The sequence below is a fragment of the Streptomyces puniciscabiei genome, from assembly GCF_006715785.1.
In the GTDB taxonomy this organism is placed as follows: domain Bacteria; phylum Actinomycetota; class Actinomycetes; order Streptomycetales; family Streptomycetaceae; genus Streptomyces; species Streptomyces puniciscabiei.
This window is the reverse complement of the sequence record NZ_VFNX01000001.1, coordinates 6,444,465-6,460,574: the sequence shown is the minus strand read 5'-3', so window position 1 is coordinate 6,460,574 and position 16,110 is coordinate 6,444,465. Positions and strand designations below refer to the sequence as shown.

Sequence of the window (16,110 nt, the reverse complement as noted above, 5' to 3'; positions counted from 1 at the left end):
CGCTGCACCGGGAGGCAGACCAGCATGACTCGTTACGCGGCGCCGGGCACCGAAGGCGCGATCGTCTCCTACCAGGCGCGCTACGACCACTTCATCGGCGGCGAGTACGTGCCGCCGTTGCGCGGGCAGTACTTCGAGAATCCGTCGCCGGTCAACGGACAGCCGTTCACCGAGATCGCGCGGGGTACCGCGGAGGACGTCGAGCGGGCGCTGGACGCGGCGCACGAGGCCGCGCCGGCGTGGGGCCGTACGCCGGTGGCGGAGCGCAGCGACATCCTGCTGAAGATCGCCGACCGCATGGCGGCCCACCTGGAACCCCTGGCGGTGGCCGAGAGCTGGGAGAACGGCAAGCCGGTCCGCGAGACACTGGCGGCCGACATCCCGCTGGCGATCGACCACTTCCGTTACTTCGCGGGAGCGATCCGGGCGCAGGAGGGGTCGCTCGGCGAGATCGACGACGACACGGTGGCGTACCACTTCCACGAGCCGCTCGGCGTCGTCGCGCAGATCATCCCGTGGAACTTCCCGATCCTGATGGCGGCGTGGAAGCTCGCGCCGGCGCTCGCCGCGGGCAACGCGGTCGTCCTGAAGCCGGCCGAGCAGACACCGGCCTCCATCCACTACTGGGTGAGCCTGATCGCGGACCTGCTGCCGCCCGGCGTGCTGAACATCGTCAACGGCTTCGGCGTGGAGGCGGGCAAGCCGCTGGCGTCCAGCCCGCGCGTGGCGAAGGTGGCGTTCACCGGGGAGACCACGACCGGGCGGCTGATCATGCAGTACGCCTCGGAGAACATCAAGCCCGTCACCCTCGAGCTCGGCGGCAAGTCGCCGAACATCTTCTTCGACGACGTGTGGGCGCACGACGACGACTTCCGCGACAAGGCGCTCGAGGGCTTCACCATGTTCGCGCTCAACCAGGGCGAGGTCTGCACCTGCCCGTCGCGGGCGCTGATCCAGCGCGGACACTACGCGGAGTTCCTGCAGGCGGCCGTGGAACGCACCCGGCAGATCAAGCCGGGCCACCCGCTCGACACCGACACGATGATCGGCGCCCAGGCCTCCAACGACCAGCTGGAGAAGATCCTCTCCTACCTGGACATCGGCCGGCAGGAAGGCGCGAAGGTCCTCACCGGCGGCGAGCGCATCGAATACGACGGCGAGCTCAAGGGCGGCTACTACGTCCAGCCGACCATCTTCGAGGGCGACAACCGCATGCGGATCTTCCAGGAGGAGATCTTCGGCCCGGTCGTCTCGGTGGCCTCCTTCGACGACTTCGACGACGCCATCAAGATCGCCAACGACACGCTGTACGGCCTCGGCGCCGGCGTGTGGACCCGCGACACCAACACCGCCTACCGCGCGGGCCGCGCCATCCAGGCGGGCCGGGTGTGGACCAACTGCTACCACGCCTACCCCGCGCACGCGGCGTTCGGCGGCTACAAGCAGTCCGGCATCGGCCGCGAGACACACAAGATGATGCTGGAGCACTACCAGCAGACGAAGAACATTCTTTGTTCTTACAGCCCTCAGAAACTTGGCTTCTTCTAAAGCCTGAAGTCGGGTTGCCTGGAGGCATCGTTGCCCTCCAGGCAGTCCTACACGACAGGTACCGAATGTAATCAATTCGTATCCTTGAGTTACTTTCTGCCATCCAAGGGAGTTCCCGCCGGACCAGTCGCGGACCAGTAGCGCCGAAGGACATCACTCCAGGAGCCGCCCGCCCACGAGCGCAGCGACCCGCCGACACTCGGCAGCGGCGCCCGAACAGCCAGCAGTTCTGGAAGAGATCTTCGACCTCCTGGTCGCCCTGAACGCATCCGTTTCGCGAGCGAAGGCTGCCCGCGGCGAGAACGGGCCTGCCGACGTCCACAAACTGCCGAAGACCACGAGGAGGACAGCAGCCCTGAAAGGGCCGGGTAAGAAGCCCGCTCCCAAGCTTCTGACGTGAACAAGGCCGTCGTCAGTGCCGCGTGCGATCCTCACCCCCGGGAGCGGTCACTTCAAAGGAGGCCGGGTGGCGACGGAACGTCCGCGGAAGGCCAGCCGTAGGCAGCGGCGAGCCTGCCCTGGGCAGCCTCACCCCCATCTCTGGCGGCGCGCGAAGCACCTGGCGGGGCGAATCGTGACGTCGTTCTTCAGCAAGGCCAGGCGCACGGTGGCCAGGCTCGACCGGACGAAGCCGAGTTCGACGCGATCAAATGGCCCGCCCTGGGCCAGGTCCTCGCGACGCAGAGAACACCCTCGACCCACACATGCGCCGATTAACCCGCAAGTTGATGAGCCTGCTGCCCCGACATAGGGACACGCTGATGCTATCCGGCTACCAGGAGATGAACCGTTCCGGGTTCGGTAGGGACTCGATCGTTTGAGAGGATCGAGTCATGGCACGTCCTTCCCAGTACCCGCTTGAGCTGCGCCGTCGTGCGGTGCGGATGGTCGCCGAGGTGCGGCCGGAGTACGACACCGAGTGGGCCGCGATGAAAGCGGTCGCCCAGAAGCTGGGCATCGGCACGACCGAGACCCTGCGCAAGTGGGTACGGCAGGACCAGATCGACGCCGGCGCCAGGCCGGGCACCACGACGGAGGAGTCCGCTGAACTGAAGCGGCTGAAGAAGGAGAACGCCGAGCTGAAGCGGGCCAACGAGATCCTCAAAGCCGCGGCGTCTTTCTTCGCGGCCGAGCTCGACCGGCCACACACACGCTCATGGCGTTCATCGACGAGCACAAGGACCGCTTCGGCGGCGTCGAGCCGATCTGCCGGGTCCTCACCGACCACGACTGCAAGATCGCCCCGTGCACCTACTACGCCCACCACAAACGCCAGGCCACGCCCGCGGCCCGCACTCTTCGCGACGCTGAGCTGAAGATCCTCATCACAGAGGTGTACGAAGCCAACTACCGTGTCTACGGCGCGAGGAAGATCTGGCGGCACCTGAACCGCCAGGATGTCGCGGTGGCCCGCTGCACCGTCGAGCGCCTCATGCGCGAGCTCAGCATTACCGGAGCGGTCCGCGGAAGGTAGGTGATCACCACGATCCCCGATGCGAGCGCGGAACGGGCTCCTGACCTCGTGGACCGCGACTTCGTCGCCCCAGCCCCGAACCGCTGCTGGGTCGCCGACTTCACCCACGTCGTCACGTTCGCCGGCGTCGTCTACGTTGCCTTCGTCGTGGACACCTTCTCCCGCCGCATCGTCGGCTGGTCCGCCGCCACTTCAAAGGAGACCCGGCTCGTCCTGGACGCCCTCGAGATGGCCCTCTGGCAACGCGGCCGAGATCAACGTCCTTATCAGAAAGGCGAGTTGATACATCACTCCGATGCCGGGTCGCAATACACATCGTTCGCGCTCGCCGAGCATCTCGACCGGGCAGGCATCGCCGCGTCGATCGGATCGGTCGGCGACGTCTACGACAATGCCCTGATGGAGTCAACGATCGGCCTGTTCAAAACTGAGTTGATCAAGCCCCGCCGGCCCTGGAAGACACTCTCCGAGGTCGAGCTGGCCACTGCCGAATGGGTCGACTGGTACTGCCATCGCCGACTGCACGGTGAGATCGGGCACATCCCACCCGCCGAATGCGAGACCAACTACTACCTCGAAACCACGAAACCCCAGGTCACAGTCACAACCTAGAGTCTCGATCAAACCCGGAACGGTTCAGATGCCATTGCCCCGGCCACCTTGGCGGTGCGGGGTTGGCCTGCAGCAGCCGGCCGGCAACAGGATGGGCCGCAGGATAACCACCCGGACGGGCGGCGCGGCGGGCCCATTCCCCGACGGCGCCTGCGCATTCCGCGGATTGTGCGGATCCTGCGGGACCGCCCCGCCCGGTGCATCGTTCTCCCAGCGGTGCAACCGTCCGATGCCCGTGCGCCATGTGCACAGACACCTCCGTGATTCACAAACGCGCAATCGGGCTGCCGGTCGCATCCCAGATGCGCGACCCGGCTGGCCGCCGGGCTTCCGGGTGCGGCCAGGGCTGGAGCGGGCGATGCCCACGATGGTGCACAGCCGCTTCACGCCGTAGCGGCGGTGGTGGTCGGCAACGAACTGGAAGCGGTTCACCAGCGCGTCTTCCCCGGCGAAATACTTCGCCGCCTTCCGCAGGATCTCGCGCTCTTCCTCCAGCTCACGGACCTTCTTCCGCAGAGCCGTGTTCTCCGCCTCCAACGGCGTCGGCGGCCCCGCCGGCACCTCCGCCCGGCGCCCCCGCGGCCGGCTCGCTGCTCACCGCGGCATTGGCCGTCGAAGACGATGTCACCGACAGCTCCGCGCTGCACGACGTGCCTGGAGATGCCGCGCCCTCGGTGCCCTGTCCTCATCCGCTCAGCCACGCCGTCAGGCCCCGTAGCACGGCGTTGCGGCCGCGATCCGGCACCGTCCACAGCGTCTGACCCTGGACGCCCCACTGCTCCAGCAGGGCGTTGGCGGCGAGGAACCCGGTCGTCGCCGCGCGTTCCATCAGCGCCACGGGCAGACCGCTGCGCACCAGGTCGCCGGCTACCACCACACGCGGGTCAGGGCTGCGCACGGACGGCCGGTCGAGGTAGCCGCCCACCGGGAACAGGGGGCAGTCCTGGCGCCATTCATGGCGTGCGTCGACGATCCCTGCGGCACGGGTCTCGGGGTAGACGCGGTGCAAGTCGGCGATGAGGCGCTTTTCCTGGACGTCCCGGGTGACCGTGCTCGGCAGCGCGTAGGCATGCAGTTCCACGACCGATCCTCCCGTGCGCGTGGCCCACTGGGCCGCCTGGTCTTCCCAGCGTTCCAGGACGCTGATGTTGTCCAACGCGTCGAACCCGGCGGTGCCGAGGAAGCCCGGCCGGTCCGGCGCGACCGGCCGGTCCAGCCACAGGCGGGTGACCAGGAACGGCGGGGCGGTGCGCAGCCGTGCGATTTGCTTGCGCCAGGTGGGATCACCCAGCCGGGCGGAGCGGTCGACGAGGTGGCGTAGCCCGGCGGCGTCCAGGGCGAGGACGACACTGTCGTGTCGTGCCTCGTCCTTATCGGTGCTGATCTGGTAGCGCCCGTCGCGTGTGGGTTCGATGTGTTCGACGCGGATGCCGGTGCGCACGAGGGCGCCGTGCCGCCGCAGGTAGCCGGCGAGTGGGTCCCATAGGGCAGTCGGGAAGGGGGCGCGGGGGACGTCGAAGAGCAGACCCTCGGCGGAGCCGAGGAAGTAGATGTGGAACATCACTGCGAGCTCGGCCGCCGACAGTTGCCTCGGGGCGGCGAAGAAGCTGCGGGAGAAGACCTCGAAGGCCAGGTGGCGGGCCCGTTCGGGGAAGCGCACCGCGTCCAGGAAGTCGTGGGCGCTGACGTCGTCGAGCCGGCTGTATACGTCAGGCAGACGGACGTCGCACAAGGGCAGCGCGGCGACCAGGTCGAGTGACGGCAGGTCCTTCAGGCTGAAGGAGGGGCTGAGTAGCGCGAAGCCCAGTGCGCTGAGGGGAGGGGTGCGGGGGACGTGCCGGAAGCCGTCCCGGGCCCCGCCGACGTGCAGCAGCGGGTAGTCCGGCAGGCTGGTCAGCCGTTCCAGCGCGGGGTCGGTTCGGCGCAGCAGTCCGCGTAGGTTGTAGTACTGGCGGAAGAAGGCGTGGAAGCCGCGGCTCATGGTCACGGTGGTGCCGTCGCGCAGTTGGGTCGGCCATCCACCGACCCGGCCGCCCAGGTAGGGCTGCTTCTCGTACACGGTGACGGATGCCCCGCGCTCGGCGAGCGCGGTGGCGGCGGCCAGGCCGGCGATGCCTGCGCCGACCACCGCCACCGATGGCGGGGTGCCCTGCACCCGCAGGGTTCCGGGCCTGGCGGGCAGGATCCGTGCCCGCCGGTCGCGTCCCCGGCGGGCGGCGCCCTGGTGCGCGGTCCTCATGCGTCCTCCCGGTGGTGGTGTGGCCGGCGGGCGACGAAGGTGTGGGTGATGCCCGTCTGCCAGCCTGGTAGCGGCAGGGTGCGGACGTGGTCGAAGCCGGCCGCGTCGAGCCGCCGCGCGAAACGCGCGGCGGTGTCGAAGTCCAGGACGCTGAGCCACAGATGCCGGTACAGCGGTCCGTCCCCCAGCAGGGTCGCGACGGGCAGCACGACACCTCGGCAGACCAGGGTCCACACCGCGCGGTCGGCGCGCCGCCCGCGCAGGGTGTACTCGTGCACGCCGATGCGGCCGCCCGGCCGCAACTGGGCGTGGGCGGCGGCGAGTACGGCGTCCGGATCGGTGACGTTGCGGAAGAGATAGGCCGCGAACACCGCGTCGAAGGGGCCGCGTACCCCTGCGTCGGAGAGCCGCTCGGCCGGGGCGTGCACGAAGGTCACCCCGTCCGCCCACGGTTTGGCTGCGGCCCGCCGGAGCATGCCGGCCGAGGCGTCCACGGCGGTGATGCGGGCGGCGGGCAGCACGGACCGCAGCGCGGCGGTGGAGGCGCCGGTGCCGCAGCCGAGGTCCAGCAGGCGCAGCCCCTGCCCCTGTCCGGGCAGACCCAGCCGGCGCACGGAGCGGCGCAGGTGGGCGTGGTAGCCGGGGTTGGCGGCCACGAGGGTGTCGTAGCTGCGGGAGGCGTGGTCGAAGGCGGCGGCAAGGTGGTCGTCGCGCAGCAGCGTCATGCGGTCTCCGTCGGGGGGAAGTGCGGGTCGGATGCGTCCGGGGCGTGACGTAGCGAGGTGGCGGGACGTGTCGGCGGAAGCGGTGACAGGGGCAGGTCGAAGGGGCGGCGGGGCAGGAGGGGCAGCTCCAGAGCGGAGCGCAGCATCGGTCCGACGGGCGAACTCAGCCCGATGGAAAAGTCTTCGTGCAGGCGGGTGCCTCCGTCGAGGAAGCGCAGCAGCCGTGCCATGGGCACGCAGGCGAACAGGCGGCTGAACAGTTCCGGGCCGTCGGCCCGGCCGCTGTCCAGAGCGCGCAGCAGGACGGCGTCCATCGCGCGGAAGCGGGCCGGATGGGCGGCGGGCGGCACCGGGCGACGCCCGCGGCGCAGGGCGTCGGCGACGGCCCTGGTCTGGCGCTGCAGCCCGGCGAAGGTGTAGCCGGTGGCGGGCCGGGTCGCGCCGCCGGCGGCGCCGATACGGAAGACCGAGGCTCCGGTCTGCCGGGCGATCGGCGCGTCGGTCATCGGGATGACTCCGGTCTCAGTGGCCAGGACCTGACGTTCGCCGAGCCGCAGCACCTCGTCGGCGTAGTGCCGTACGGCAGCCTCGTACCCGTCCGGAGTGAGGGTGCGCGGGGAGAACTCGGTGTACTCCACGAGCGCCTCGCACGGTCCGGTCGGCAGCACGTAGCCGAACGACAGTCCGTGGACGGGCTGCGGGGTACGGAAGTCCATCAGCTCCACGGCGGCCGGGTCGAAGGCCGGGCGGGCGGTGCGCACGAACCAGCCGTGGAAGTGCTGCAGCAGGGTGGTACGGGCGGCCGGCAGGCTGCCGAGGGGACGGGAGTCGAACACCCAGCGGGCCGTCAGCATCCGCGCTCGGCCGTCGGAGTCCCTGAGGTGTACGTGAGCGCCACCGGGCACATCCTCCACCGCTTCGACGGTCGCTTCCAGGCGCCGCACGTTCCGACTGAGGGCCAGGTCCCGGGATACGAGGCGCTCGAAATCCTCGGAGCGGACCATGCGGTACCGCAGCGGTGAGATGTCCCCCTCGACCGGGGCGCCGGTGCCCGGGCGCACCCTCAGTCGCCGCCACTCGTGGCACACCGCCTCATCGAACCGTCCCGGTCCCGCCGTCCAGTAGCACCAGGTCCGCGGCGGCGACCGCAGCGGGCCGGGCGGCGCGTCCACCAAGACCACGGAGGGCGTCCGCAGGCCGGGAACGCGCCCGGCGAGTCGGTGGGCCAGCGACAGGCCGGCCGCGCCAGCGCCCACGACGGCCACGTCCGTGTCCGGCATGGCGTCTCCCTTCTTCGGTGGTCTTCCGCTCTTCTTCGGTTGCCTTCCGATGCGGTCCGGAGACGGATGCGGCCCAGGGCGGCGGGGACCGCAGGGCGGTGACGGACTCCAGGTCGGCGGCCTGGGGCCGGGCGTCCGCTGCCGGATGCCCTGCACCGGTCTTCCGGAGTGTGTACCCCGGCGGATGCAGGGCACCTCCTCGGCGGCGAGCGGCCGAGTGCCGGACACGGCACGGTGGAGGGGGCGGATCACTGATGCTTCGCAGCCATCGTGTGCGGCGTTCGCGCATCCGCCTGTGCTGTCCACGCCGAAGCAGACGGGTGACGGCAATGGCGAACACGGAAACGACGGAGGAAACCGTGAGGCGTGCCACCGATGCGAAGGACCATGCCGCGACCGCGCCGCCGCGGCCGGTCGCGGCGGCGCCCGGGGCGTCATTTCCGCATACACCCACGGGCGACGGACAGGACGGAACCGGCGCGTGGACGGCGATGAGCGGGCTGCTTTCCCCCGGCCCCGCCGACGTGCGGGCGGTGGACGCAGACGTGCCGGGGGCCGTCGGCCGGATGCTTGACCATGTGCTGGCGGAGCGTCTGCGCCGCGCACGGCTGGCGGATCCCCGGTTCGCCGAGGAACTGGCCGAACGGGTCACGCGCTTCACTCTCCAGGGTGGCAAGCGCACGCGTGCGCAGCTGGTGTGGTGGGCCTCGCGGGCCTGCGCCGGCGGGGACCCGGCGTCCGCGGCCGCTGCCCTGCGGATCGCAGGCGCCCTGGAGCTGCTCCAGACGTGTGCGCTCGTCCACGACGACGTGATGGACCGGGCCGCGCTGCGGCGCGGCCGGCCCGCACTGCACGCGGAGCTGACCGGGAAGTACGCCGGCCAGGTGGGGCAGGAGCGTGCCGGGCGGTTCGGTCAGGCGGCGGCAGTCCTCGCCGGAGACCTGGCACTGGCCTGGGCCGACGATCTGGTGGCCGAGACACCGCTGGCGCCCCGGGTTCAAGTGGCGGTGCGGCGGCTGTGGAGCGACCTGCGCACGGAGATGGTCGCGGGCCAGTACCTGGACGTGGAGGGTACGGTCACTGCTCCGCGGTCACCGCTCCGCGTGCTGCGCGCCGCCCGTCTGAAGAGCGCCTTGTACTCGGTGGAGCGGCCTTTGGCGCTGGGAGCCGCCGTGGCGGGCGCGGACGAGGCGACGCTGCGCCGGCTGTGCGACGCCGGGCGCTGTGTCGGCATGGCGTTCCAGCTGCGCGACGACCTCGACGACGTCTTCGGCAACCCGCGCCAGACCGGCAAGACGTGCGGCGGCGACATCCGTGAGGGCAAGCAGACGTACTTGGTCGCGGTCGCCCGCGCACGCGCCGAGGCCGCCGGCGACGGCGCCGCTACGGCCGTGCTGGACCGGTGGCTCGGTGACGCGGAGCTGACCGAGCGCGGCTTGGCGGAGGTGCGGGACGTACTGGTCGCGACCGGGGCGCGTGCCACCGTGGAGGCCAAGATCGACCGGCTCGCCGCGCAGGGGCTGCGGCACTTCGACGGCGCCCGGCTCGAGGCGGAGGGCGCCGGCCCGCTGCGCGATCTGCTGCTCGCGACGGCCGGGGCGCGACCGGGCAGGGACGCCGCCGCACCCCCGCCGCCCGAGCACGGTCGTTACGCGACGCGTGCCCGTGGCAGCGCGGGAGGTGGCCGGTGACCCGCACCCTGCCCGGTCCCACGGACCACGTGGTGGTCGTCGGCGCCGGACTTGCCGGGCTGTCGGCGGCCTTGCACCTGCTGGGCGCCGGACGCCGGGTCACCGTCGTCGAGCGCGACGAGTCGCCCGGCGGCCGGGCCGGACGCCTCGACCTGGCCGGCTACCGGATCGACACTGGGCCGACCGTGCTGACCATGCCCGACCTGGCCGACGAGGCGTTCGCCGCCGTCGGGGACAGCCTGTACGAGCGGGTCGATCTGCTTCCTCTGCACCCGGCGTACCGGGCCTGTTTCGCGGACGGCAGCAGCCTCGACGTCCACACCGGCGCGGACGCGATGGCCGCGGAGGTGGAACGGTTCGCCGGGGCGGCCGAGGCGGCCGGCTACCGTCGACTGCGCGAGTGGCTTCAGCGGCTGTACCGGGCCCAGGTGCGCCGGTTCATCGACGCCAACTTCGACTCACCGCTCGGCCTGCTCAACGCCGACCTGGCTCGGCTGGCGGCGCTGGGCGGCTTCGGCCGCCTGGACGCACGGATCGGCCGTTTCCTGAGCGACGAGCGGCTGCGCCGGGTGTTTTCCTTCCAGGCGCTGTACGCGGGGGTGCCCCCAGCGCGGGCGCTGGCCGCCTACGCGGTCATCGCCTACATGGACACCGTCGCCGGGGTGTACTTCCCACGGGGCGGCATGCACGCCCTCCCGCGGGCGATGGCGCAGGCAGCCACCGAGGCAGGCGCCGAGCTGCGGTTCGGGCAGCCGGTGACCCGCCTGGAGCGCTCGGGCGGCCGGATCACGGCCGTCGCCACCGGCACCGATCGCATCCCCTGCGACGCGGTCGTCCTCACCCCGGACCTGCCCGTCGCCTACCGGCTGCTCGGCCGCCGGCCGCGCAGACCGCTCGGGCTGCGCCTCTCGCCCTCCGCGGTCGTGCTCCACGCCGGCACGGACCGCACCTGGCCCCACCTGGCCCACCACACGATCTCGTTCGGCGCGGCGTGGCACACCACGTTCGACGAACTCACCCGGGCCGGACAGCTGATGAGCGACCCGTCGCTGCTCGTCACCCGCCCCACCGCCACCGATCCCGGCCTCGCACCGCCGGGCCGCCACCTGCACTACATCCTCGCGCCCTGCCCCAACACCGACATCGGCCCGGACGCGGCGGCCTGGTGCGACCTCGGCCCGCGCTACCGGGACTCGCTGCTGCGGGAACTGGGGCGGCGCGGGCTGCACGGCATCGAATCGGCCATCGAGGAGGAGTGCCTGGTCACCCCGGCGGACTGGCACGCCCAGGGACACGCGGCCGGAACCCCCTTCTCCGCGGCGCACACCTTCGCGCAGACCGGGCCGTTCCGGCCGCGCAACCTGGTGCGCGGCGTAGAGAACGCCGTCCTTGCCGGCTGCGGCACCACGCCCGGCGTCGGCGTGCCGACCGTGCTGCTGTCGGGGAAGCTGGCCGCGGCCCGCGTCACCGGCGGACCCCGGCGCCGGGGCTCCAACTCGCGTCGCTCCAAGCCCGCCGCCCCCACCCTCAGGCCGACACCGGCAACCGCCCCACCGTCGTACGAGGCACCCCGCACCGGACTCACCGCCGTACAGGAGTCGCCGACCGCCTCGCCGAACCCGCCAGCCGCCGCACGGCAATCTCCGCTGCCGGGAGACCCACCGGCCGACCCCGCGGCCCCCGCAACCGAAGGCAGGACAGGATGACCGATCGAGAGCTGGACGCGGTGGGGATCACCGATCCGTCGCTGCGTGCTGCCTACCGCCACTGCCGCGCCCTCAACGCCCGCCACGGCAGGACCTACTTCCTCGCCACACGGCTACTGCCGCTCGAGCGCCGGTCCGCCGTGCACGCCCTGTACGGCTTCGCCCGCTGGGCCGACGACATCGTCGACTCCCCCGCCCCCGGCACCGCCACGGAGGTGCGGGCCCGGGCGCTGGCCCGGTTGCAGAAGGAACTCGAGCAGGGGCTGCGGCGGGGCCGCAGCGACGAGCCCGTGGTGCACGCCCTCGCCGACACCTCGCGCCGCTATGCCATCGACCACGCCCACTTCCGGGACTTCATGACCGCGATGCGCTCCGACCTGGTGGTGACGGCCTACCCCACCTACGCCGACCTGAGCGCCTACATGCACGGCTCGGCCGCGGTGATCGGGCTGCAGATGCTGCCTGTGCTGGGCACGGTGGTGCCGCGGGAGGAAGCCGCGCCGTACGCGGCGGCGCTCGGTGTCGCCTTCCAGCTGAGCAACTTCCTGCGGGACGTCGGCGAGGACCTCGACCGTGGGCGCGTCTACCTGCCCGCCGACCTGCTCGCCGCGCACGACGTGGACCGGGAGCTGCTCGCCTGGAGCCGCGCGACGCGCCGGCCCGATGGCCGGATCACCGCCGCGCTCAGGGAGTTCGAGGCGCTGACCCGCGGCGTCTACCGGGCGGCCATGCCCGGTGTCGCCATGCTCGAACCGGTGGCGCGGCCCTGCATCCGCACCGCGGCCGTCCTGTACGGCGGCATCCTGGACGCTGTCGCCCGCGACGGGTACGCCGTGCTGCACCGGCGGTCGGTGGTGCAGCGGCGGCGCAGGGCGGTGGTCGCCGCCGACGGGCTGGCCAGGGTGATGAGGGCCCGGCTGCACGCACGGTCCGGCCACGGACACCGGCCGCAGATTCGCGCCCGCGCCCTGCATCAGGCGCCGCTCTCGCCGACGGCGGGCGGTCGCCGCGCGGAGGAGGTCGCGTGAACCGCCGTCGCCTGCCGCTGTCGCTGCGCCGCCACGCCGTGCCCTGGGAGCGTCAGCAGCCCACCTGGGATCAGGCGCGCCCCGGGCTGATCGCCGGGGCGCTGAAGCGGGCGCAGGCCCGCCCGTCCGGGAACTGGTACGTCCTCGGTCCTTCCCGCGCCCTGCGGGGGGACGCCAAGCTGGCACGGACGGTCGCGGGGCAGGAGGTCGTGGTGTGGCGCGGGCCCGACGGGCGCCTCGTCGGCGGACCAGGGATCTGCCCGCACCTGGGGGCACCGCTCGGGGACAGCCCGGTGCGCTGCGGCACACTGGTGTGCCACTGGCACGGACTGGCTCTGGACGGCAGCCCGCACGCGGGCTGGTCGCCGCTGCCGGTGCACGACGACGGGGTGCTCGTGTGGACGCGGCTGGACACGGTGGGCGGCGAGGAACCGCTCGATGCACCGGTCGTACCGCGGCGCCCCCCACCCGCGCGGGCTTTGACGGCGGTCTACACCGCAGTGGGCGTCTGCGAGCCCGAGGACGTGGTGGCCAACCGGCTCGATCCGTGGCACGGGGCGTGGTTCCACCCCTACTCGTTCGTCGACCTGACGGTGGTCGACGCACCCAGTGGCTCGGCCGGCGAGGCGGACGACGGTCCGGACGCCCTGACCGTGGACGTGTCCTTCAAGGTGGCGGGCCGGCTGGTGGTGCCGGTCCGCGCCGTGTTCACCGCGCCGGAACCGCGCACGGTCGTCATGCACATCACGAACGGCGAGGGTGTGGGCTCCGTCGTGGAGACCCATGCCACGCCGCTCGACGCGGACGGGACCGGCCGGCCCCGCACCGCAGTGATCGAGGCGGTGATCGCCGTTTCGCACCGTCCGGGCTTCGCCGCCGCCCGCCGCTGTGCGCCACTGCTGCGTCCCCTGGTGCGCGCCGCGGCCGGGAGGCTGTGGCGGGACGACCTCGCCTACGCCGAACGACGCTGGCAACTGCGATCGACGGGACGCTTCCCGGGCTGAGCCGGGACGGGTTTTGAAACGCTCGCCTGGGTGACACACGCACCCCTGCATGGCCGACCGGAGCCGCCGACGTCAATTGGCTCCGCCAGATCCCGACCGCGCGGGAGACAGCGGGAGACATTCGCCCGTCTACCCCCGGGGTGCAGCCAACGGCGAGCCGCCCGGTGACGCTCTGCACGGAACCACCCCGTTACGGGTTCGGCGGGGCTGCCTGCCGGATCTCCGCGCTCTCACCCGTGCGCCGTCGCCGAAACCCGCCGCAGGTGCAAACTGACCATCCGAGACTGTATGAGCGCCTCAGCAACCGTCCTCACTCGCCGACAAGCGACCACTGTCAGCACGCCACCCACCCACACTGAGATCATCCTCGTCGGGCGCCGACGACAGTGCGCAATCATCACAAGGCGGTGCGGGCGCTGCAGATGCATCTCCTGCGCTCCGGACGGAACATAGTCATGTGCCTGAACATGACCGCTCACCTGACGGAGGCGGCCGCACCCCGCAAAAGCACGCCGCCCGTTTGCGCACCCGCCGCCATGAGAGGCTGGGCCCCTTTGGCACCACTACCGGGATAGTGGCCCATCTAATCCCTTACCTGCTTTTACTCACTATGGCCATCCTTGTCCTGCATTGGTGGTTTGCGCACTGCCCGTGGAACTGGCCGGGTGCCAGCGGTTGAGCGATGACACGACAGGTTCGGGGGCTCGAATGACGTGGACGTCCGGCGCGGACCCGCGCCTCTCCGGGTGGGAGCGGTCTCGTCCGTTATGCGCTTGGCGAGGTTGCCGACCGAGGTGATATGGGTCATGGCTTCGGAGCCGGTGGTAAGAGGCTCATAGTCGCGGCCCAGGGCGGCGGTGCATCATGATCCACCCCATGCCCGCTCGTCCGCTCAGCGACTTTTCACGATATGGAATCCGCGGGTATCCAGGTTTCTGTTGACGACTTCGTCATCGATTCCGAGGCGGGTGCGGGTCTGATGCACGGTGGGGCAGGTCAGGTGCGGTCACGCGGCCTGGAGGGCGAGCACGAGGACCGCGAGCAGGGCTTCGGGACCGCAGGCGACCGACGACAGCGCGTCCGCCGACAGCACGGGCAGCGCCACGAGCTTGCGCATCCGCTCGGACACCAGGGCGGAGCTCCTCAGCGGCACACCCAGTACGAGTCGCCGCACCCCTGCCCTCACACGGTCCAGCCGACCGGTGGGCGGTTCTTCAGTGTCGATGTGCTCGCCCGGCGAAGACGACCGCAAGGGTGAGAGAGGGACCAGGCGCCCGAACCGGGCCGGCCGGAGCTGTGCCGCCGGGGGGAACGTGCCCAGGTCGGGGTCGACAGGCAGAGCCCGACGCCATTCCGCGGGAGACACCGACACCTGACGCCAGGCGCGACCCACCCCGCGGAGGACGCGCAACTGTTCCTCGTCCAATTCAGCCAACTGCGCGGCAGGTCCAGGCAGCCCCGGCAACTCGCCACCTGGACTACTTTTCGCATCCTTCACGCGGCGCAGTGTGGTCGATCAGAGCTTCTCGAGCGGCTACGACATGCCGGGGTGGGCGGCCTGCAGGATCGCGCGGAGGCCCCGATCGCCCGCCGCCGGGGTTGTTTCCACCGGGTTGAGCGCAGGCAGGTCCTGGTAGACGCATCGTCGACCGACCAGGAGCAATCCGGCTCACCAAATGTCATGCCCGCATCAACCCCTCGGGTTGCGTCCTGGGAAGTGGCGTACAGGAACCGGCGAAATCCAGCCGGCGTGCCCGGCTGTCAGCGTGGCGGCTGGGAGAGGCCGGGGTCGAGGGTGCCACGATCGGCCCTGGCGGCGTCGGCGAGGGCCTCGGCAGCGGCCTCCGCCGCCTGCGCCGTGTCGTCGGCGGCCTGGGCGGCCATGCCGTCCGTGGGTTTCTCGCGAGTGGCCGGAGACTGGGGCAGCACCTCGCTGAAGGCGCGGGACACACCGTGGAGTGCGGAGGTGATCTCGCTGGGGATGACCCAGAAGTTGTTGCCCGAGCCTTGCGCGAGTTGGGGCAGCGTCTGGAGGTACTGGTAGGCGAGCAGTTTGGGGTCCGGGTCGTTGCGATGTACGGCCTGGAACACCTCGTCGATGGCCCGGGACTGGCCCTCGGCCTGGAGGATCGCAGCGGTACGGTTGCCCTCCGCCCGCAGAACGGCGGCCTGCTTGTCGCCCTCGGCCGTGAGGATCTGTGACTGACGTTGCCCCTCGGCCCCGAGAATCGCGGCGCGTTTGTCCCGCTCGGCTCGCATCTGCTTCTGCATCGCGTCCTTGATGGTCTGCGGAGGGTCGATGGCCTTGATCTCCACCCGATTGACCCTCAACCCCCACTTGCCGGTGGCCTCGTCCAACACGCCGCGCAGCTGGCTGTTGATGGTGTCCCGTGAGGTGAGCGTCTTTTCCAGGTCCATGGACCCCACGACGTTGCGCAGCGTGGTGACGGTGAGCTGCTCGACCGCCTGAAGAAAATTCGCGATCTCGTAGAAAGCCGCACGCGGATCGGTCACCTGGAAATAAAGAACAGTGTCGATCTCCACGACCAGATTGTCCTCGGTGATGACCGGCTGCGGCTTGAAGGAGACAACCTGTTCCCGCAGGTCGATCAGCGGGCGAACACGGTCGATGTACGGGATGACGAAGTTGAGGCCGGGATTCAGGGTCCGGAGATAGCGGCCCAGTCGCTCGACGGTACGTGCACGCGCTTGGGGCACGATCCGGACCGCCCGCACCACCGTGAAGACCACGAACAGAGCGATGATCAGGCCGGCAAACAAGAACGCCGAGGTTTCCATGCTT

At 71.0% G+C, this 16,110-nt stretch carries 9 protein-coding genes and 4 pseudogenes; 6 read left to right on the top strand and 7 right to left on the bottom strand.

The genetic code is table 11. From position 1 onward, the window contains the following. The first annotated feature begins 24 nt into the window (after positions 1-24). Both exaC and FB563_RS29940 read left to right on the top strand, forming a co-directional pair. A complete protein-coding gene (gene exaC / locus FB563_RS29945) occupies positions 25-1,548 on the top strand; it encodes an acetaldehyde dehydrogenase ExaC (protein ID WP_055706073.1) in 1,524 nt (507 codons plus the stop codon). An 833-nt stretch (positions 1,549-2,381) separates the two neighbouring features. After that, a pseudogene (locus FB563_RS29940) lies at positions 2,382-3,634 on the top strand (IS3 family transposase). A gap of 345 nt (positions 3,635-3,979) precedes the next feature. Here the strand turns inward: FB563_RS29940 and FB563_RS44240 are convergent. The 4 genes and pseudogenes from FB563_RS44240 to FB563_RS29920 form a co-directional block, all read right to left on the bottom strand. Next, positions 3,980-4,129: pseudogene (locus FB563_RS44240) on the bottom strand (IS3-like element IS3502 family transposase); the annotation flags it as partial. Positions 4,130-4,319: 190 nt separating this feature from the next. Continuing rightward, positions 4,320-5,873, bottom strand: coding sequence for an FAD-dependent oxidoreductase (locus FB563_RS29930; RefSeq protein WP_199832804.1), 1,554 nt, complete (start codon positions 5,871-5,873; stop codon positions 4,320-4,322). Then, the gene (locus FB563_RS29925) at positions 5,870-6,598 is read right to left on the bottom strand and encodes a methyltransferase domain-containing protein (protein WP_055706075.1); all 729 of its coding nucleotides are present in this window, start codon (positions 6,596-6,598) and stop codon (positions 5,870-5,872) included. The genes FB563_RS29930 and FB563_RS29925 overlap by 4 nt, the downstream gene beginning before the upstream one ends. Further along, positions 6,595-7,878 carry a lycopene cyclase family protein gene (locus tag FB563_RS29920; RefSeq protein ID WP_079048755.1) on the bottom strand — a complete coding sequence of 428 codons (1,284 nt, stop codon included), beginning with the start codon at positions 7,876-7,878 and terminating at the stop codon, positions 6,595-6,597. Before FB563_RS29920 ends, FB563_RS29925 begins: the two co-directional genes overlap by 4 nt. Before the next feature lie 491 nt (positions 7,879-8,369). Between FB563_RS29920 and FB563_RS29915 the strand changes: the two genes are divergently transcribed. From FB563_RS29915 to FB563_RS29900, 4 genes are read left to right on the top strand one after another with little or no spacing between them, the layout of a single operon-like run. Then, positions 8,370-9,569 (top strand): polyprenyl synthetase family protein, encoded by a 1,200-nt coding sequence (locus FB563_RS29915; protein WP_234357739.1) that lies wholly within the window; start codon positions 8,370-8,372, stop codon positions 9,567-9,569. After that, positions 9,566-11,275, top strand: a complete 1,710-nt coding sequence (locus FB563_RS29910) for a phytoene desaturase (RefSeq protein ID WP_055706077.1) — start codon at positions 9,566-9,568, stop codon at positions 11,273-11,275. The genes FB563_RS29915 and FB563_RS29910 overlap by 4 nt, the downstream gene beginning before the upstream one ends. Then, a complete protein-coding gene (locus tag FB563_RS29905) occupies positions 11,272-12,303 on the top strand; it encodes a phytoene/squalene synthase family protein (RefSeq protein WP_055706078.1) in 1,032 nt (343 codons plus the stop codon). Before FB563_RS29910 ends, FB563_RS29905 begins: the two co-directional genes overlap by 4 nt. Beyond that, positions 12,300-13,307, top strand: coding sequence for a Rieske (2Fe-2S) protein (locus FB563_RS29900; RefSeq protein WP_055706079.1), 1,008 nt, complete (start codon positions 12,300-12,302; stop codon positions 13,305-13,307). Before FB563_RS29905 ends, FB563_RS29900 begins: the two co-directional genes overlap by 4 nt. 736 nt (positions 13,308-14,043) lie before the next feature. Here the strand turns inward: FB563_RS29900 and FB563_RS44235 are convergent. From FB563_RS44235 to FB563_RS29890, 3 genes and pseudogenes are all read right to left on the bottom strand, one after another. Continuing rightward, a pseudogene (locus tag FB563_RS44235) lies at positions 14,044-14,271 on the bottom strand (IS5/IS1182 family transposase); the annotation flags it as partial. A gap of 57 nt (positions 14,272-14,328) precedes the next feature. Further along, positions 14,329-14,772 (bottom strand): annotated as a pseudogene (locus FB563_RS45535) (amino acid permease); the annotation flags it as partial. Between the two features lie 296 nt (positions 14,773-15,068). Continuing rightward, the gene (locus FB563_RS29890; RefSeq protein WP_055706080.1) at positions 15,069-16,106 is read right to left on the bottom strand and encodes an SPFH domain-containing protein; all 1,038 of its coding nucleotides are present in this window, start codon (positions 16,104-16,106) and stop codon (positions 15,069-15,071) included. Between the last annotated feature and the right edge of the window lie 4 nt (positions 16,107-16,110).

What these genes read in the sequence shown, in the direction of transcription:
- exaC (WP_055706073.1), top strand. Translation starts at nt 25, where the DNA reads ATGACTCGTTACGCGGCGCCGGGCACCGAAGGCGCGATCGTCTCCTAC.
- FB563_RS29930 (WP_199832804.1), bottom strand. Translation starts at nt 5,873, where the DNA reads ATGAGGACCGCGCACCAGGGCGCCGCCCGCCGGGGACGCGACCGGCGG.
- FB563_RS29925 (WP_055706075.1), bottom strand. Translation starts at nt 6,598, where the DNA reads ATGACGCTGCTGCGCGACGACCACCTTGCCGCCGCCTTCGACCACGCC.
- FB563_RS29920 (WP_079048755.1), bottom strand. Translation starts at nt 7,878, where the DNA reads ATGCCGGACACGGACGTGGCCGTCGTGGGCGCTGGCGCGGCCGGCCTG.
- FB563_RS29915 (WP_234357739.1), top strand. Translation starts at nt 8,370, where the DNA reads ATGAGCGGGCTGCTTTCCCCCGGCCCCGCCGACGTGCGGGCGGTGGAC.
- FB563_RS29905 (WP_055706078.1), top strand. Translation starts at nt 11,272, where the DNA reads ATGACCGATCGAGAGCTGGACGCGGTGGGGATCACCGATCCGTCGCTG.
- FB563_RS29890 (WP_055706080.1), bottom strand. Translation starts at nt 16,106, where the DNA reads ATGGAAACCTCGGCGTTCTTGTTTGCCGGCCTGATCATCGCTCTGTTC.